General features: G+C 59.3%; 17 protein-coding genes and 1 tRNA gene. 17 read left to right on the top strand and 1 reads right to left on the bottom strand.

Features of this window, described 5'->3' with window-relative positions; all coding sequences use genetic code 11:
* The first annotated feature begins 7 nt into the window (after positions 1-7).
* The 11 genes from G505_RS0112740 (at position 8) to rpoS (ending at position 9,507) form a co-directional block, all read left to right on the top strand.
* The gene (locus G505_RS0112740; RefSeq protein ID WP_028109909.1) at positions 8-1,645 is read left to right on the top strand and encodes a CTP synthase; all 1,638 of its coding nucleotides are present in this window, start codon (positions 8-10) and stop codon (positions 1,643-1,645) included.
* A gap of 74 nt (positions 1,646-1,719) precedes the next feature.
* Positions 1,720-3,015, top strand: a complete 1,296-nt coding sequence (gene eno / locus G505_RS0112745) for a phosphopyruvate hydratase (protein ID WP_028109910.1) — start codon at positions 1,720-1,722, stop codon at positions 3,013-3,015.
* A 123-nt stretch (positions 3,016-3,138) separates the two neighbouring features.
* The gene (gene ftsB, locus G505_RS0112750; RefSeq protein ID WP_028109911.1) at positions 3,139-3,435 is read left to right on the top strand and encodes a cell division protein FtsB; all 297 of its coding nucleotides are present in this window, start codon (positions 3,139-3,141) and stop codon (positions 3,433-3,435) included.
* Positions 3,436-3,456: 21 nt separating this feature from the next.
* Entirely contained in the window at positions 3,457-4,140 is a 684-nt protein-coding gene (gene ispD / locus G505_RS0112755) for a 2-C-methyl-D-erythritol 4-phosphate cytidylyltransferase (RefSeq protein ID WP_028109912.1), read from the top strand.
* 2 nt (positions 4,141-4,142) lie between these two features.
* The gene (gene ispF / locus G505_RS0112760; RefSeq protein WP_035385376.1) at positions 4,143-4,619 is read left to right on the top strand and encodes a 2-C-methyl-D-erythritol 2,4-cyclodiphosphate synthase; all 477 of its coding nucleotides are present in this window, start codon (positions 4,143-4,145) and stop codon (positions 4,617-4,619) included.
* Positions 4,612-5,664, top strand: a complete 1,053-nt coding sequence (gene truD / locus G505_RS0112765; protein WP_028109914.1) for a tRNA pseudouridine(13) synthase TruD — start codon at positions 4,612-4,614, stop codon at positions 5,662-5,664. Before ispF ends, truD begins: the two co-directional genes overlap by 8 nt.
* 12 nt (positions 5,665-5,676) lie before the next feature.
* Positions 5,677-6,426, top strand: a complete 750-nt coding sequence (surE, locus tag G505_RS0112770; RefSeq protein ID WP_028109915.1) for a 5'/3'-nucleotidase SurE — start codon at positions 5,677-5,679, stop codon at positions 6,424-6,426.
* Positions 6,423-7,061 (top strand): protein-L-isoaspartate(D-aspartate) O-methyltransferase, encoded by a 639-nt coding sequence (locus G505_RS0112775; protein ID WP_035385377.1) that lies wholly within the window; start codon positions 6,423-6,425, stop codon positions 7,059-7,061. The genes surE and G505_RS0112775 overlap by 4 nt, the downstream gene beginning before the upstream one ends.
* On the top strand, positions 7,048-7,581 hold the full coding sequence (locus G505_RS23360; RefSeq protein ID WP_035385378.1) for a YqaA family protein: 534 nt from the start codon (positions 7,048-7,050) through the stop codon (positions 7,579-7,581). The genes G505_RS0112775 and G505_RS23360 overlap by 14 nt, the downstream gene beginning before the upstream one ends.
* Positions 7,557-8,432, top strand: a complete 876-nt coding sequence (locus G505_RS22765; protein ID WP_245568373.1) for a peptidoglycan DD-metalloendopeptidase family protein — start codon at positions 7,557-7,559, stop codon at positions 8,430-8,432. Before G505_RS23360 ends, G505_RS22765 begins: the two co-directional genes overlap by 25 nt.
* Positions 8,433-8,517: 85 nt before the next feature.
* A complete protein-coding gene (gene rpoS, locus G505_RS0112790; protein ID WP_028109918.1) occupies positions 8,518-9,507 on the top strand; it encodes an RNA polymerase sigma factor RpoS in 990 nt (329 codons plus the stop codon).
* A 68-nt stretch (positions 9,508-9,575) separates the two neighbouring features.
* Here the strand turns inward: rpoS and mutS are convergent, their stop codons facing one another.
* Positions 9,576-12,176: a DNA mismatch repair protein MutS gene (gene mutS / locus G505_RS0112795; protein WP_084643985.1), complete on the bottom strand. Its 2,601-nt coding sequence runs from the start codon at positions 12,174-12,176 to the stop codon at positions 9,576-9,578.
* Between the two features lie 116 nt (positions 12,177-12,292).
* Between mutS and recA the strand changes: the two genes are divergently transcribed.
* The 6 genes from recA (at position 12,293) to G505_RS0112825 (ending at position 18,415) form a co-directional block, all read left to right on the top strand.
* Positions 12,293-13,333, top strand: coding sequence for a recombinase RecA (gene recA, locus G505_RS0112800; protein ID WP_028109920.1), 1,041 nt, complete (start codon positions 12,293-12,295; stop codon positions 13,331-13,333).
* A 26-nt stretch (positions 13,334-13,359) separates the two neighbouring features.
* Complete coding sequence (locus G505_RS0112805; RefSeq protein ID WP_425402186.1) at positions 13,360-13,782, top strand: regulatory protein RecX; 423 nt, start codon at positions 13,360-13,362, stop codon at positions 13,780-13,782.
* 138 nt (positions 13,783-13,920) lie between these two features.
* Positions 13,921-16,542 (top strand): alanine--tRNA ligase, encoded by a 2,622-nt coding sequence (alaS, locus tag G505_RS0112810; protein WP_028109922.1) that lies wholly within the window; start codon positions 13,921-13,923, stop codon positions 16,540-16,542.
* Positions 16,543-16,545: 3 nt separating this feature from the next.
* Positions 16,546-17,763 (top strand): aspartate kinase, encoded by a 1,218-nt coding sequence (locus tag G505_RS0112815; protein ID WP_028109923.1) that lies wholly within the window; start codon positions 16,546-16,548, stop codon positions 17,761-17,763.
* Between the two features lie 104 nt (positions 17,764-17,867).
* Positions 17,868-18,062, top strand: coding sequence for a carbon storage regulator CsrA (csrA, locus tag G505_RS0112820; protein WP_028109924.1), 195 nt, complete (start codon positions 17,868-17,870; stop codon positions 18,060-18,062).
* Between the two features lie 263 nt (positions 18,063-18,325).
* A tRNA-Ser gene (locus G505_RS0112825) sits at positions 18,326-18,415 on the top strand.
* The last annotated feature ends 5 nt before the right edge of the window (positions 18,416-18,420 follow it).

The following is an 18,420-nucleotide window of genomic DNA, read 5'->3' on the forward strand; positions in this document are numbered from 1 at the left end:
GTTCAGCATGACTACAAATTATATCTTCGTGACGGGCGGGGTGGTTTCCTCGTTGGGTAAAGGCATTGCAGCAGCGTCTCTTGCCGCCATTCTGGAAGCTCGCGGTCTTAACGTTACCATCATGAAACTGGATCCCTACATCAACGTGGATCCCGGCACCATGAGCCCCACCCAGCACGGTGAGGTGTTCGTGACCGACGACGGTGCCGAAACCGACCTGGACCTGGGCCACTATGAGCGCTTCATCCGTACCAAGATGAGCAAGCGCAACAACTTCACCTCCGGTCGCATCTACGCCGACGTTCTGCGCAAAGAGCGTCGTGGTGACTACCTGGGGGCCACCATTCAGGTGATCCCCCACATCACCAACGCCATCAAAGAGCGGGTGATCTCCGGTGCCGAAGGTCATGATGTGGCCATCGTCGAAGTGGGCGGTACCGTGGGTGACATCGAGTCCCTGCCGTTCCTGGAAGCCCTGCGTCAGCTGGCGGTAGAACTGGGCCGTGACCGTGCCATGTTCATGCACCTGACTCTGGTGCCCTACCTGTCCGCCGCCGGCGAAGTGAAAACCAAGCCGACCCAGCACTCCGTGAAGGAGCTGCTCTCCATCGGTATTCAGCCCGACATCCTCATCTGTCGTTCCGATCGGGTGGTGCCCGCCAATGAGCGCCGTAAGATTGCCCTGTTCTGTAACGTAGAAGAGAAGGCGGTTATCAGCCTGAAGGATGTGGACAGCATCTACAAGATCCCGGCTCTGCTGAAATCCCAGGGGCTGGACGAGCTGTGCGCCAAGCGCTTCGGCCTGAGCTGCCCTGAAGCGGACCTGTCCGAGTGGGAGCGGGTGATCTATGAAGAGGCCAACCCAACCGGTGAAGTGACCATCGGCATGGTGGGCAAATACGTTGAACTGCCGGACGCCTACAAGTCCGTCAACGAGGCCCTGAAGCACGGCGGCCTGAAGAACCGCGTCTCCGTGACCATCAAATACGTCGACTCTCAGGATGTGGAAGCCAAAGGCACCTCTGTCCTGGAAGGGCTGGACGGCATCCTGGTTCCCGGTGGCTTCGGTGAGCGCGGTGTGGAAGGCAAGATCATGGCCGCCCGCTATGCTCGTGAAAACAAGGTTCCCTACCTGGGCATCTGCCTGGGAATGCAGGTGGCGCTGATCGAGTTTGCCCGCAATGTAGCCGGCCTGGAAGGCGCACACTCCAGCGAATTCAACTCCACCACCGATCACCCTGTTGTCGGTCTGATCACCGAATGGGTCGATGAAGAGGGTAATGTAGAGGAGCGCAGCGAAGGCTCCGACCTCGGCGGCACCATGCGCCTCGGTGGTCAGCTGTGCCACCTGAAAGAGGGCTCCAAAGTAGCCCAGATGTACGGCGGCGCCACCTGCGTAGAGCGCCATCGTCACCGTTACGAAGTGAACAACAACTACGTCAAGCGCCTGGAAGAGGCGGGTCTGGCCTTCACCGGTCTGTCCACCGACAAGAAGCTGGTTGAGATCATCGAGATCCCGGGTCACCCATGGTTTGTGGCCGGCCAGTTCCACCCAGAGTTCACCTCTACTCCCCGTGACGGTCACCCCCTGTTTGCCGGTTTTGTGAAGGCAGCAGACGAGTTCCAGAAAAGGGAACTAAACTAGAGCGAGAATCCCGGGCGGGTGCCCCAGTGGCGCCCGTCCTTTAACTTTGAAACTCTGTAATAGGAAACTTTGAAATGGCAAAGATCGTTAAGATTGTCGGCCGCGAAGTCATGGACTCCCGCGGTAACCCCACTGTAGAAGCCGAAGTGCATCTGGAAGGCGGGTTTATCGGCATGGCCTGTGCTCCCTCCGGTGCCTCCACCGGTACCCGCGAAGCCCTGGAACTGCGTGATGGTGACAAGTCCCGCTACCTGGGTAAGGGCGTGCTGAAAGCCGTTGCCAACGTTAACGACGCTATCGCTCCTGCCCTGGCAGGTTTCGACGCCACCGACCAGCGTGGTCTGGACAAGGTGATGATCGACCTGGACGGCACCGAGAACAAAGACAAGCTGGGCGCCAACGCCATCCTGGCTGTCTCTCTGGCTGCGGCCAAGGCCGCCGCTGCTGCCAAGGGTCTGCCTCTGTACGCCCACATCGCTGAGCTGAACGGTACCCCTGGCCAGTACTCCATGCCACTGCCTATGATGAACATCCTCAACGGTGGTGAGCACGCGGACAACAACGTGGACATCCAGGAGTTCATGGTACAGCCTGTTGGCGCGCCAAACTTCCGTGAAGCCCTGCGTATGGGTGCCGAGATCTTCCACAACCTGAAGAAGGTACTGAAGGCCAAGGGTCTGAACACCGCCGTAGGTGACGAAGGTGGTTTTGCCCCTAACCTGGCGTCTAACGCCGATGCCCTGGCGGTGATCAAGGAAGCGGTTGAAGCGGCTGGCTACAAGCTGGGCACCGACGTGACCCTGGCGCTGGACTGCGCTGCGTCCGAGTTCTACAAAGACGGTCAGTACGTCCTGAGTGGCGAAAACAAGAGCTTCGACTCCAACGGTTTCTCCGACTACCTGGCCAACCTGACCGAACAGTACCCCATCGTTTCCATCGAAGATGGCCTGGACGAGTCTGACTGGGATGGCTGGGCTTACCAGACCAAGATCCTGGGTGACAAGATCCAGCTGGTGGGTGACGACCTGTTCGTAACCAACACCAAGATCCTCAAGCGTGGTATCGACAACAGCATCGGCAACTCCATCCTGATCAAGTTCAACCAGATCGGTTCCCTGTCCGAGACTCTGGACGCCATCAAGATGGCCAAGGACGCGGGCTTCACCGCGGTGATCTCCCACCGCTCCGGTGAGACCGAAGATGCCACCATCGCCGACCTGGCGGTGGGCACCGCCGCTGGCCAGATCAAGACCGGCTCCCTGTGCCGCTCCGACCGTGTCGCCAAGTACAACCAGCTGCTGCGCATCGAAGAGGCTCTGGGCGGTAACGTACCTTACCGTGGCCTGAAAGAGATCAACGGCCAGGGCTAATGCCTTGAAGCGTTGAAAACCATACTGAAAAGCCGCCTTAGGGCGGCTTTTTTTGTGCCTGGTGGCTTTCCTTTTCAGTCGCCTTGGGTCAAGATCTCTGACATCAACGTGCGGGTGGATACGATGCGACTGCTGCTTATTGTCTTGACGTTGTCCCTGATGGGGCTTCAGTACCGTCTCTGGAACGGAGAGAATGGCTACGCCGAAGTGCGGCGGCTAGAGGCGCAGATTGCCGAACAGCAGGCCAACAACCTTAAGCTGGAACAGCGCAATCAGATGCTGCGTCAGGAGATCACCGATCTGCGCGACGGACTGGAATCCATCGAGGAGCGTGCCAGGAATGAACTGGGCATGGTGGGTCCCAATGAGCAGTTCTTCCGGGTGATCAAACGCCCCTCCGCCGATTCTGCCCACCAGTAACCCCGCCCATCCGGAGCCGAAATGTTATCCAAGCAATCCCCCCTCTACGCCGTGGTGCCAGCGGCCGGCGTTGGCAAGCGCATGGGCGCCGACATTCCTAAGCAGTATCTGCCACTCGATGGCCGTCCCATACTGTCCCACACCCTGGGCAGACTGCTCAGCCACCCCGGAATCACCCGGGTGGTGGTGGCACTGGGCCGTGAGGATGGCTTCTTCGATGAGTTGCCGGAATCCGCCGATCCCAGACTGACCCGGGTTCCCGGGGGGCAGGAACGGGCCGATTCGGTGCTCAGTGCCCTGAACCATATCGACGATGACAACGCCTGGGTGATGGTGCACGATGCGGCCCGTCCCTGCTTGAGTCATGAGGACATCGACCGGTTGATCCAGCTCTCTGGAGAGCAGGGGGGCATCCTGGCGGCCCCGGTACGGGATACCATGAAGCGGGCCAATGGCGATGGTGCCATTGACCACACGGTGGAGCGCAGTGGGTTGTGGCATGCCCTGACCCCGCAGCTGTTTCCACTCAAGGCCCTGCGCGATGCCCTGGCTCAGGGGCTGGAGCAGGGCGCCAATATTACCGATGAGGCCTCCGCCATGGAGCGCCTGGGATGGCACCCCACCCTGGTGGAGGGCAGCCCTGCCAACATCAAAGTCACCCATCCTGACGACCTCCGTATCGCCAGGTTGCTGATTAAGGAGTAAAGATGATTCGTATTGGCCACGGTTTCGATGTTCATAAGTTTGGCGGTGAAGGCCCGGTGACCCTGGCCGGGGTGAAGGTGCCCTATCATCAGGGGCTGCTGGCCCACTCCGATGGGGATGTGATCCTGCACGCCATCAGCGACGCCCTGCTGGGCGCCCTGGCTCTGGGCGACATCGGCCACCATTTTCCCGACACCGATCCCCGGTTCAAGGGTGCAGACAGCCGGGTGCTGCTGCGCCATTGCTATGCTTTGGTGAAGGAGCGGGGATACACACTGGGCAACCTGGACGTGACCGTCATCGCCCAGGCTCCCAAAATGGCGCCTCACATCCAGCGGATGCGCGCCAACATCAGTGCCGATCTGGAATCGGCGCTGGATCAAGTTAACGTCAAGGCGACCACCACGGAGAAGCTGGGTTTTACCGGCCGTGCCGAGGGGATCGCCACAGAAGCAGTAGTGGTACTTACCCGTGACTGAATACACCCTGCCCCAGTGGCACTATCTCCATGGCGAGCCTGACGGCTACGCCATCCTGCGCACCCTGCCCGAAGACTTCATCGTCGAAGAGGAGTTGCCTTTCGAGGCCGACGGACAGGGTGAGCACCATCTGCTGCAGATCCGCAAGCGATTGATGACCACCCATCAACTGGCCCAGAAGTTGGCCAGTTTCGCCGGAGTAAAGCGGATGGATGTCTCCTGGGCGGGACTCAAGGACAAGTATGGGGTGACCACCCAGTGGTTCAGTGTCCGAATTCCGGGTAAGGAGACCCCGGACTGGAGTGCCCTCAACGGTGAAGACCTCGAGGTGCTGCAGGCCTTGCGTCATGGCAAGAAGTTGCGCACCGGCGCTCTTACCGGCAATCGCTTTACCCTGACCCTGCGTCAGCTGCAGCCGGGCACCGATCTGCAGTCGCGCCTGGAGCAGATCAAGGCCCAGGGCGTACCCAATTACTTTGGTGAGCAGCGCTTCGGCCATGGCGGTCGTAATGTGGAGCGTGCCGCAGAGATGTTTGCTGGCAAGCGCATCAAAGACAGGAACAAGCGCAGCATCTACCTGTCTGCTGCCCGCAGTTTCCTGTTCAACCACGTGGTGTCCGAGCGTTTGCAGCAGCATGGCCTGGCCCCTCTGGCCGGAGATACTCTGATGATGCCCACCGGAGGCAGCTTCTTTAAGTCTGAGCCCGCCGACGCCGAGATCCCGGGACGCGTGGCCCGGGGAGAACTGCGCCTGTCGGCCCCGATGGCCGGCGATTACCACAGTGGTGACGATGAGGCTGATCAGTTTGAGCAGGGGGTGATGGCTCGCTGGCCCGAGCTGGTTCAGGGCCTCAAGGATGCGCGGATGGATCAGGAACGTCGTCCCCTGCTTCTGCGCCCCGAGCAGATGAGCTGGCAACTGGAGGGGGAGACCCTGGTGCTCAGCTTCCAGCTGCCTGCCGGTGCCTATGCCACGGCAGTATTGCGTGAGCTGCTCCGGTATGACGAGGCACACAATCTTGAAAATCAAACGGTTAATGGATAAAAATAGCCCACTATGAAGATTCTGGTAAGCAATGATGATGGGGTGCATGCCCCGGGGATCCGCGCCCTGTCGGAGGCGCTGTCCTCCCTGGCCGACGTGATGACCGTGGCGCCCGATCGTAACTGTTCCGGGGCCAGCAACTCTCTGACCCTGACCAATCCTCTGCGGGTGCAATCCATAGAGAACGGCTATCTGGCGGTGAATGGCACCCCCACAGACTGTGTCCACCTGGCGATCCGCGAACTGATGGAGGGAGAGCCCGACCTGGTGGTGTCCGGCATCAATGCGGGCGCCAATCTGGGGGATGACACCCTCTATTCCGGCACCGTGGCTGCGGCCATGGAGGGGCGTCATCTGGGGCTGCCGACCATCGCTGTCTCCCTGGTGGGCCGGGAACTGCGCCACTATGAGACCGCCGCCCAGTTTACCTTGAAGCTGGTCAAGCACCTGAAACAGAATCCGCTGCCCTCAAACCAGATCCTCAACATCAATGTGCCAGACCTTCCAGAAGAAGCGATCCAGGGGGTGCAGGTGACCCGACTGGGTGCCCGCCATAAAGCCGAAGGGATGATTCGTACCCAGGATCCCGCGGGTCGCGACATCTACTGGCTGGGCCCCCCGGGTCAACAGCAGGATGCCGGCCCAGGAACCGATTTCCATGCGGTGGCAAACGGTTACATCTCCATCACCCCACTGACGGTGGATCTCACTGCCCACGATCAACTGAATGGGCTCAAGAGCTGGATGGGCGGGTTGTCATGATAGGTCAGGCTCAGGTATATGGTCAGCGGCTGGCCGACCTGCTGCGGCAGGCGGGCATCGGCGATGAGCGGGTATTGGCGGCCATCGCCAATACCCCCAGAACCTCCTTTGTGGAGGGGGCGCTGACACAGAAGGCCTGGGAGAACACCGCATTGCCCATAGGCCAGGGGCAGACCATTTCCCAGCCCTATATTGTGGCGCGCATGACCCAGGCGTTGCTTCATGGGATGCCCGATGGACCGGTGCTGGAGATCGGGACCGGTTCGGGCTACCAGTCGGCGATTCTGGCCCAGTTGGTGCCGGAGCTGTGTTCGGTGGAGCGAATCAAGGGGCTGCAGATCAAGGCCAGGCAGCGGCTGAAGAAGATGGATCTGCACAACGTCGCCTTCAAGTACGGCGATGGATGGCAGGGGTGGCCGGCTCGGGCACCCTTTGCCGGAATCATAGTGACCGCCGCCGCCCGGGAGCTGCCTCAGGCGCTGCTGCAGCAGATGGCCGATGGGGGCCGCATGGTGATCCCCATTGGGGAACAGGTTCAGGTTCTGCATCTGATCACCCGCCAGGGAGACCGCTACCTGAGCGAGGTGTTGGAGGAGGTGCGTTTCGTGCCCTTGGTGGCCGGTGACACCGAGTAACTATCACGGGCTACGCCGCCGAACCCTGGCGGCGTTTGCCTTTCTGGAGGGGCTGATTCTGCCTGTTCCGGCTGAACTGGCTCTGGCGCCCCTGTGCCGCTTGGCTCCCGGGCAGTGGCTCTCTCTGGCCGGGCTGACGGTCTTCTGGTCCGTGATCGGGGGTCTGTTTGGCTACCTGGCGGCGCGTTATGGCATGGAGGCATTGGTGATGCCCCTGGTGCAGCGCTGGCACTATGAGGTGGAACTGACTGAGATCCTGGAACTCTATGGTCAGTGGGGAGCCTGGATATTGGCGGCGTCGGGGCTAACCCCCTTGCCGTATAAGCTGGCCACGTTGGCGGCTGGGGCCAGTGGTGTTTCATGGCCTCTGTTCCTGCTGGCGGCGACGGTGAGTCGGGCCAGTCGTTATCTATTGGTGGCCTGGGTGGCCAAAGAGACCGGTCGTCTGCCCAAGGCTCATGCCTGGCTGGGCTGGTTGATTTTGGGAGGATTGCTGTGCGCCATGCTGCTCGTTTTGTAAGCAGATCTTTCTTTTTGTTACTGATCCTCGCACTGGCCGGGTGCAGTTTTCAGGCTCATAAGCCTGCGCCTGTGGAAAGTTTATACACAGGCAAAACCTATAAGGACAAGGCCCGTGGCAGTGTCAGCCAGTCCAGATACCAGGTGAGGCCTGGGGATACCCTCTACTCCATTGCCTGGGCGTCCGGTAACGACTACAAAGACCTGGCCCGTATTAACAAGCTGCCATCACCCTACACAATCCGTGTGGGACAGTGGCTTGATTTGCGATCGGTCAAAAAATCAGCACCAACCACCTCCAGCAGCAAAAAAACAGCGAAAACCCCTGCGAATTCCAGTCGATCCACATCAAGCTCTGTCAGATCGCCGAAACAAAAAGAAAACACTAAATCTGTTGATCCCAAAAATTCTCAGGAGTATGCTTCAACAAGAAGCCCACAAAATATTAACAGGTCATTAAACTCTTCGTTGCCGAAGAAAGTGTCCAAGTGGCGCTGGCCAGCCTCAGGAAAGGTGGTGGCCCGCTACTCCGACTCCGCTCAAGGGCAGAAGGGGTTAAACATCGCTTCCAGGGAGGGGGCGCCTGTTGTAGCTTCAGCCGAGGGCCGGGTGGTGTACGCCGGAAGTGCTCTCAGGGGATACGGCAAGTTGATCATCATTAAACACAGTGACGATTTTCTCAGTGCCTATGCCCATAACAGAAAAATACTCGTAAAAGAGAAACAGGCAGTAAAAGCAGGTCAGCAGATCGCCGAAATGGGAAGTACAGACAGCGATCGGGTGATGTTGCACTTCGAGATCCGTTACCGGGGTAAGTCGGTGGATCCGGAGCGTTATCTGCCGAAGCAGTAACCTTTCTTGAAGGGACGTCAAGGTATATGGAGGCTTTACCGTGAAGTAATCATCAGTGGTTTGGGACAAATTGGGAGACTGGCCAATGAGTCGAAATATCAAGCAATACAGCAGTGCTGCCGTGGATCTGAACAGGGAAGAAGCAGTTTTGGGGACTGATTCCAACCGAGCAACGTCAGGTAAGCGAAAGGCAGCAAAAGAGTCCGCCGTAGATCAACTGGTTCAGGATGATCTGCAGAAAAATCTCGATGCCACTCAGTTGTACCTGAGTGAGATCGGATTCTCACCCTTGCTCACCGCCGAGGAGGAGGTCTATTACGCTCGCCGTGCCCAGCGTGATTGTGCCAAATCCCGCAACAGGATGATTGAAAGTAATCTGCGCCTGGTGGTGAAGATCGCCCGTCGGTACAACAACCGGGGATTGGCCCTGCTCGACCTGATTGAAGAGGGCAACCTGGGATTGATCCGCGCCGTGGAGAAGTTCGACCCCGAGCGGGGGTTCCGGTTCTCCACCTACGCGACCTGGTGGATTCGACAGACCATCGAGCGTGCCATCATGAATCAGACCCGCACCATCCGTCTGCCCATTCATGTGGTCAAGGAGCTCAATGTCTACCTGCGCACCGCCCGTGAGCTGGCCCACAGCCTGGATCACGAGCCTACCGCAGATGAGATTGCCGCCAAGCTGGACAAACCGGTTGAGGATGTGAGCAAGATGCTGAAGCTGAATGAGAAGATCAGCTCAGTGGACACGCCCATCGGCGGTGACTCCGACAAGGCCCTGCTGGATATCATTGCAGACGACGACAGCTCCGGTCCCGAATCCAAGGTGCAGGAAGACGACATTCAGGACTCGGTAGTCCGTTGGCTGGATGAGCTGAACTCCAAGCAACGCGAAGTACTGGCTCGCCGATTCGGTCTGCTGGGTTATGAGCCCTCCACTCTGGAAGATGTCGGGCGGGAGATAGGTCTGACCCGGGAGCGGGTCCGTCAGATTCAGGTTGAAGCCCTGCGTCGCCTCAAGGATCTGTTGGGAGCCCAGGGGCTGTCCAGTGAGGCGTTGTTCCGTCCCTGATTCTGCCATTTGTTAGCGCAACGAAAAACGCGGCCACCGGGCCGCGTTTTTTTTGTCTCTGGAGCCAGCTACAGCATCGCCTTGAGACGGTAAAGCAGATCCTGGGCCTGGCGGGGGCTGAGGTTATCCAGATCGCTCTGCTCCAGCATCTCCAGGGCAGGGTGGGGCTCCGGCTCAGCTGGGCTGATCGCCAGGGACAGTTGCGGTTCGGCCTGGGCCTGCCCCAACTGCTCGAGCTGCGCCAGCTTCTGTTTGGCTTGGCGGATCACCCCTTGCGGTACCCCTGCCAGGGCGGCCACCTGCAGACCATAGCTGCGGCTGGCCGGGCCCTCCTGCACCGCGTGCATAAAGGCGATGGTGTCCCCATGCTCCACCGCATCCAGGTGAACATTGACCGCCTCCTGATGTTGTTCCGGCAGCTGGGTCAGCTCGAAGTAGTGGGTGGCGAACAGGGTCAGGGACTGGCTCTTGCGGGTCAGGAACTCCGCCGCCGCCCAGGCCAGGGACAGGCCATCATAGGTGGAGGTGCCGCGGCCGATCTCATCCATCAGCACCAGGCTGCGCTCACTGGCGTTGTTGAGAATGTTGGCGGTTTCCGTCATCTCCACCATGAAGGTGGAGCGGCCGGAGGCCAGATCGTCCGAGGCGCCGATGCGGGTAAAGATCCGGTCCAGTCGGCCGATCTCGGCGCTGTCTGCCGGCACGAAGCAGCCGATGTGCGCCATCAGGGCAATCAGGGCCGTCTGCCTCATGTAGGTCGATTTACCGCCCATGTTGGGGCCGGTCAGCACCAGCATCCGGCGATAGGGGCTGAGGGAGACCGGGTTGGCGATAAAGGGCTCCTTCATCACCTGCTCCACCACGGGGTGACGGCCACCGCGGATCTCTATGCCCACGCTGTCGCTCAGGGTGGGGCGGCAGTACCCCAGAGACTCGGCCCGATCGGCGAAGGTTTGCAGAACGTCCAGCTCGGCGCAGGCGAAACCGAACATCTGCAGCTCGGCCAGCTTGGGCATCAGCAGATCGAACAGTTCCTCATACAACTGCTTCTCCAGGGCCAGGGCTTTGCCCTGACTGGTGAGCACCTTGTCCTCATGCTCCTTGAGCTCCGGGATGATGAAGCGCTCGGCGTTTTTCAGGGTCTGACGGCGGATGTAGCTGGCCGGCACCAGGGTCGACTGCGCCTTGGAGACTTCGATGAAGTAGCCGTGTACCTTGTTGTACCCCACCTTGAGGGTGGCGATGCCGGTGACCTCTTTCTCCCGGGCTTCCAGTTCGGCCAGATAATCGGTGGCCCCCCGGGACAGGTCCCGCCAGTAGTCCAGATCGCTGTTGTAGCCCGGGGCGATCACGCCACCGTCGCGGATCAGTACCGGTGGATTATCGATAATGGCCCGCTCCAGCAGGGCCAGCTCTTCGGGAAACTCCCCCAATTGTTCAGTCAGATTGCTCAGCCGGCCTGACTGGCACTGACCCAGGGTGTCTCTCAGCTCCGGCAGGACTCTCATCGCCTGACGCAGGCGGGTGAAGTCCCGGGGCCGGGCGCTGCGCAGGGCCAGCCGCGCCAGCACCCGCTCGATGTCGCCAATCTCCTTGAGCAGGTCCGTCAGATCCGGACTCAGTCCCAGCGCCAGCAACTCTGCCACCGCGTCCAGGCGCTGATTCAGGGTGTTGCGGCAGGTCAGGGGTTGGTGAATCCAACGCTGCAACTGGCGGGAACCCATGGCGGTGGCACTGGCATCCAGAACTGAGGCCAGGGTGTTGTCATGGCCTCCACCCAGGTTGCGGGTCAGCTCCAGGTTGCGCCTGGTGGCGGCATCCAGCACGATGCCCTCATCACTGAGGTGGCGACCAATGCTGCGAATGTGGGGCAGGGCGGTGCGCTGGGTGTCCTTGACGTACTGGAGCAGACAGCCTGCGGCGCACAAACCCAGGTTGGCCTCTTCCACCCCAAATCCGGCCAGATCCCGGGTGCCAAACTGCTCGGTCAGCTGTTTGCGGGCCGTCGCCAGATCGAACTCCCATTCGGGTCGGCGGCGCAGTCCCTTAAGCTCCTCCACCAGATGCATCGCCATCAGCGACTCGCAGTAGAGCAGTTCCACCGGCGCCACCCGCTGCAGCTCGGCGGCCAGGCTCTCCTCGTCGTTCAGTTCGTTGAGGAAGAATCGACCTGAGGTGAGATCCAGGGTGGCAAACCCGAAGCGGCCCTGGTGTTCATACAGGGCGGCCACCAGGTTATCGCGACGGTCGGTCAGCAGCGCTTCGTCGGTGACGGTGCCTGGGGTGACGATGCGCACTACTTTGCGTTCCACCGGTCCCTTGCTGGTAGCTGGATCGCCCACCTGTTCACAGATGGCCACCGACTCACCCATTTGCACCAGCCTTGCCAGGTACCCCTCGACCGCATGGTAGGGCACGCCGGCCATGGGAATGGGATCGCCGCCGCTCTTGCCACGGGCGGTCAGGGTGATGTCCAGCAGGGCCGCAGTGCGCTTGGCATCGTCATAGAAGAGTTCATAGAAATCGCCCATGCGATAGAACAGGATCACATCCTGATGCTGGGCTTTGAGAGTCAGGTACTGCTGCATCATCGGCGTGTGATGCGCTAGGGCGTCGGACTGGGGGCTCACGAGTTTCCTGCTGGGCAAAATCGACAAAGCCGTTATCATACCCCGGATCGAAAAACGCCTCCATACAGTAAACAGGGGTTGATACTGTATGACTATACAGTATACTGACCCCAGTGAATGATAACGCCTCATCCAATTTTAGAGTGGAGCTAGCAATGGACAACAACAAACAGCGGGCATTGGCCGCTGCCCTGGGACAGATTGAAAAGCAGTTTGGTAAAGGCTCTATCATGCGCCTGGGTGATGCCACTGCCATGGACATTGAGGCCATCTCCACCGGCTCTCTGGGCCTGGATGTCGCCCTGGGCATTGGCGGTCTGCCGGCCGGCCGTGTTGTTGAGATCTACGGTCCCGAATCTTCCGGTAAGACCACCCTGACTCTGCAGGTGATCGCCGAAGCTCAGAAGATGGGCAAAACCTGTGCCTTCGTGGATGCCGAACACGCCCTGGACCCCATCTACGCCGAGAAGCTGGGTGTGAACGTGCAGGAGCTGCTGGTGTCCCAGCCCGATACCGGTGAGCAGGCCCTGGAGATCTGTGACATGCTGGTGCGCTCCGGTGCCGTGGACGTGGTGATCGTTGACTCCGTGGCCGCGTTGACGCCCAAGGCGGAGATCGAAGGTGAGATGGGCGATTCCCACGTTGGCCTGCAGGCGCGCCTGATGTCCCAGGCCCTGCGTAAACTGACCGCCAACATCAAGCGCTCCAACACCCTGTGCATCTTCATCAACCAGATCCGGATGAAGATTGGTGTGATGTTCGGTAACCCTGAAACCACCACAGGTGGTAACGCCCTGAAGTTCTACGCCTCCGTGCGCCTGGATATCCGCCGTACCGGCGCCATCAAAGATGGTGACGAAGTGGTGGGTAACGAAACCCGGGTTAAGGTGGTGAAGAACAAGGTGGCGCCTCCGTTCAAACAGGCTGAGTTCCAGATCCTCTATGGTGAAGGCTCCTCCAAAGAGGGCGAACTCATCGACCTGGGTGTGAAGCACAAGCTGGTGGAGAAGTCCGGTGCCTGGTACAGCTATAAGGGCGAGAAGATCGGTCAGGGCAAGGCGAACTGCATCCGTTTCCTCAAAGAGAACGTGGCCATCTCCGAAGAGATCGAAACCCAGCTGCGCGCCATGCTGCTGGTGAAGGCTGAGCCTCAAGCCGATGAGTTTGACCCCGCTAAAGAGGGTGAGGAGGCCTGAGCCAGGCCGACCTCAAACAGGCGGCTCTGAATCTGCTGAGCCGCCGGGATCACGCCAAAGCCGAGTTGATGCAAAAACTGCGTCAGCGCGGCTTTGATCTTTCTGGCAGTGAAGCACTGTTTCTCCAGTTGGAGGAGTGGGGTTATCTGGATGAGGAGCGCTTCGCCCTCTCCTACGCCCGCAGCCGTGCCCTCCGTGGTCAGGGGCCCGCCAAGGTACGCCAGGAGCTGCGTCAGCGTGGCCTTTGCTCCTCCCTGATTGCCAAGGCCCTGGAGCAGGAGCAGTTGGATTGGTGGCAGAGCTGTCTGGCGCTGGCACAACGACGCTTCACCGGCCAGCAGATGGCCGACTACACCGCCCGTCAGAAGGCGTGGCGCTTCCTCAGCGGACGTGGCTTTGACCGCGACCAGATACAGTACGCCTTCGACGAGCTTTCCCGAAGCGAGTAATTTTCCCTAAATTCCCCCATATCGCTGGTTTGCCCGGCCCTGTTACGGATATAATCAGCCGTTTGAACAGGCAGCGCTGCCGAGCAGATGGACCGTGCGCTGCCTCAACCCAGATACAACTCTTTTCAGGATGACCGCATGCGTATGACCACTGCTGAAATTCGGGAAGCTTTCCTGGAATATTTCCGCACCCAGAACCACGAAGTGGTGGAGTCCAGCTCTCTGGTTCCTCACAACGATCCCACTCTGCTGTTTACCAATGCGGGGATGAACCAGTTCAAGGACGTATTCCTTGGCGCAGAGCAGCGCAACTACTCCCGCGCCACCACCTCCCAGCGTTGTGTGCGTGCCGGTGGTAAGCATAACGACCTGGAAAACGTGGGTTACACCGCCCGTCACCACACCTTCTTCGAGATGCTGGGTAACTTCAGCTTTGGTGACTACTTCAAGCGTGATGCCATCAACTTCGCCTGGAGCTTCCTCACCAAAGAGCTGAAGCTGCCCAAGGAGAAGCTGTGCGTCACCATCTATGAGTCTGATGATGAAGCCTACGACATCTGGCTGAACGAGATCGGTGTTCCCGCCGAGTCCATCATCCGCATCGGCGACAACAAGGGCGCAGCGTACGCCTCTGACAACTTCTGGCAGATGGGCGATACCGGCCCATGCGGCCCCTGCACCGAGATCTTCTACGATCACGGCGACCACATCTGGGGTGGCCGCCCCGGCACACCCGAAGAGGATGGTGATCGTTTCATCGAGATCTGGAACATCGTATTCATGCAGTACAACCGTCAGGCCGACGGTACCATGGAACCTCTGCCCAAGCCCTCTGTGGATACCGGCATGGGTCTGGAGCGTATCGCAGCCATCATGCAGGGCGTGCACTCCAACTACGAGATTGACCTGTTCCAGGCTCTGATCAAGCAGGCGGCTCAGTTGCTGTCCATTGACGATCTGGAGAACAACTCCCTCAAGGTGATCGCCGATCACATCCGCTCCTGTGCCTTCCTGATCGCCGATGGTGTGATGCCCTCCAACGAAGGCCGTGGCTATGTGCTGCGCCGCATCATCCGTCGTGCCGTGCGCCATGGACACAAGCTGGGGGCTCGACAGCCCTTCTTCCACCGTCTGGCGCCCAAGCTGGCCGAACTGATGGGAGCGGCCTACGACGAGCTCAACACCCAGATGCCGGTCATCTCCAAGGTACTGAAAACTGAAGAGGAGCAGTTCCTGCGCACCGTGGATCGCGGTCTGGCACTGCTTGAAGATGTGCTGGAGAACCTGGAAGGGGACACCATCCCTGGCACCAAGGTATTTGAACTCTATGACACCTACGGCTTCCCTGCCGACCTGACCGCCGACATCGCCCGTGAGCGCGACATGACGATCGATCAGCAGGGCTTTGATGCCGCCATGGCCGAGCAGCGTAAGCGTGCCCAGCAGGCCAGCAAGTTTGGCATGGATTACAACGAGGTGCTTCGCATCGACAGCGACACCGAGTTCAGTGGCTATACCCTCAACGAGCAGGCGGCCAAGGTTGTGGCCATCTACAAAGAGGGTGAGTCTGTAGATCAGCTGCTGGAAGGGGAAGAGGGGCAGGTGATTCTGGATACCACGCCTTTCTATGCCGAAAGCGGCGGCCAGGTGGGTGACTCAGGTGAACTGCTGATGAGCGACGGTGCCTTCACCGTCAAGGATACCCGTAAGGCAGGCAACGCCATTGTTCATGTGGGTTATGTGTCTGGTGGTGAAATTCACGTGGGTGAAGAACTGACGGCTTCCATCGACAGCCATCGTCGCCAGGCGATCAAGCTGAACCACACCGCCACCCACCTGCTGCACGCGGCACTGCGCAAGGTGCTGGGTGAACACGTGACTCAGAAGGGGTCTCTGGTGAATGCAGAAGGGCTGCGATTTGACTTCAGCCACTTCGAAGGGGTCAACATCAAGGTTCTTCGCACCGTTGAGAAGATGGTGAACGATGAAATTCGTGCCAACAACGATGTGGCCACCCGTCTGATGAACATCGACGATGCCAAGTCTGCCGGTGCCATGGCCCTGTTTGGCGAGAAGTACGACGACGAAGTGCGTGTTGTGAACATGGGTGAGTTCTCCACCGAACTGTGTGGCGGTACTCACGTAAACCGCACCGGTGACATCGGTTTCTTCAAGATCATCTCCGAAGGTGGTATCGCCGCCGGCGTGCGTCGAATCGAAGCACTGACCGGTCAGGTGGCCATTGATGCCATGCACCAGTTGGGCGAGCAGTTGGAAGGTCTGGCGACCATGGTCAAGAGTGACACCACCAACCTGGGCGAGCGGGTTCGTACCCTGGTGGAGCGCAGCCGCTGGCTGGAGAAGGAGGTCGAGCGCCTCAATGCCAAGCTGACCGCTCAGGCCGGTGCCTCTCTGGCCGATAACGCCATAGAAATTAACGGTACCAAGGTGATTGTCGCCAACCTGGAAGGGGCTGAGCCCAAATCCCTGCGCGACACTCTGGACCAGCTGAAGAACAAGCTGGGCAGCGGCATTGTGGTCCTGGCTACCGCCAAGGATGATAAGGTCAGCCTGATTGCCGGTGTAACCAAGGATCTCACCGGCCAGGTGAAATCCGGCGAGCTGGTGAACATGGTCGCCCAGCAAGTTGGCGGTAAGGGAGGGGGGCGCCCTGACATGGCTCAGGCCGGTGGAACCGACGTTGCCGCTCTGCCTGCTGCCCTGGCAAGCGTAAACGACTGGCTGGCGCAGCGGCTCTAATCAGTGTCCCTGTTCGTACAAAAGTATGGTGGCACCTCGGTGGGGTCTTTTGACCGCATCGAGGCGGTCGCCGACGGTATTGCCCGTACCGTACGCGAAGGCCACAAGACGGTAGTGGTGTTGTCAGCCATGGCTGGCGAGACCAACCGTCTGCTGGAATTGGCTTCTCTGGTGTCGGCTCAGCCTGACCAGCGAGAGCTGGATATGCTGGTCAGCACCGGTGAGCAGATCTCCATCGCCCTGATGGCCATGGCTTTACATAAGCGGGGAGTGCAGGCTGTCTCCCTGTTGGGGTTCCAGGTAGGAATTCATACTGACGGCCACCATGGTCGCGCCGAAATTCAGTCCGTCGAGCGCCAGCGTCTGCAGCGTTGTCTCGACGCTGGACAGGTGCCGATTGTGGCTGGATTTCAGGGGGTGAGCCCTGACGGCGAGGTGACCACATTAGGCCGTGGAGGCTCTGATACCACCGCCGTGGCACTGGCCGCCGCCGTGGGTGCTGACGAATGTCAGATTTTCACCGACGTAGAAGGGGTTTATACTACTGATCCTAGGATAGAACCTAAGGCGCGCAAAATGAGCCACATCACCTTTGAGGAGATGTTGGAGCTTGCCAGTCTGGGTGCTAAGGTATTGCAAATGCGCTCTGTTGAATTTGCAGGCCGGCACCGGGTGCCACTCAGGGTGCTGTCCAGTTTCAAGGAAGGAGAAGGAACTCTGATCGATTACGATGGCCGTTGCCACTCAGGCAACTGCGTTACCGGTATCGCATACAGTCGCGAAGAGGCCAGCTTGACCCTGACCGGTCTGGCGGATGAGGCCGGCGTGGCTGCCGCCCTGTTCTCCCCCTTGGCTGATGCCAAAATTGCCGTGGATATGATAGTTCAGGCGGGCGCTGGAGAAGGCCGCGTCGACCTGACCTTTACCGTACCTCGGGATGACCTTCCGCTGGCGCGATCCGTGATTGAGCCCCTGATGGCGCGGTTCGGTGCCAGGGAATTGATAGAAACTAACGACATCTGCAAAGTTTCCGTAGTGGGGGCCTCCATGACCCACCATACCTCGGTGGCCAAGCGGATGTTCGAAGTCTTGGGTCGAGAAGGGATTAAGATTCATTTGATTGCGACCTCGGAGATAAAGATCTCCGTTGCCATTGATGAGAAGTATCTTGAGCTTGCCGTCCGAAGCCTCCACAGTTCGTTTGGGCTGGGTGAAGACTGAGAATATCTGCCAAAGTGGGTAGAATTAATCTAGGCTAACTTTATAATAGCGCTGCAAGATTCCACCGTCGAAGGCGGTGGACTTGAAGAGAGAGGAGCGAAAGAATGCTGATTTTGACTCGCCGCGTAGGCGAAACCTTAATGATTGGTGACGAAGTAACCGTTACTGTTTTGGGAGTAAAGGGCAACCAGGTACGTATTGGTGTGAACGCTCCCAAAGAGGTTTCTGTGCATCGCGAGGAGATCTACATGCGGATTCAAGCCGAGAAAGACGGCACTCCGCAAGGTGGAAACTTCTAAAAAAGACCGGCGCAACAGCGTCGGTTTTTTTATGCCTGAATTCCGTTTGAAGGGCGCTCTCCGGTACGCCTGTTGATAGTAAAACAATCACTTTCAGGCCTTGTTGCCGGATTCTTGGCTGGACTGGATAAAAACAGTGCAGTTGTCATCGCGCCTGCCAAAAAGCGTTTGACATATTTCTGCGACAACGTAATATACGCCCCGCACCACGGCAGAGCGAGCTCTCCAGGTGACCGGCGACCTGCCGGAAAACAGGTTGATTAGGTGAGGTGGCCGAGTGGCTGAAGGCGCGCCCCTGCTAAGGGCGTATACCTTGATCGGTATCGAGGGTTCGAATCCCTCCCTCACCGCCATTGCG

The sequence above is a fragment of the Ferrimonas futtsuensis DSM 18154 genome (assembly GCF_000422645.1).
Classification (GTDB): domain Bacteria; phylum Pseudomonadota; class Gammaproteobacteria; order Enterobacterales; family Shewanellaceae; genus Ferrimonas; species Ferrimonas futtsuensis.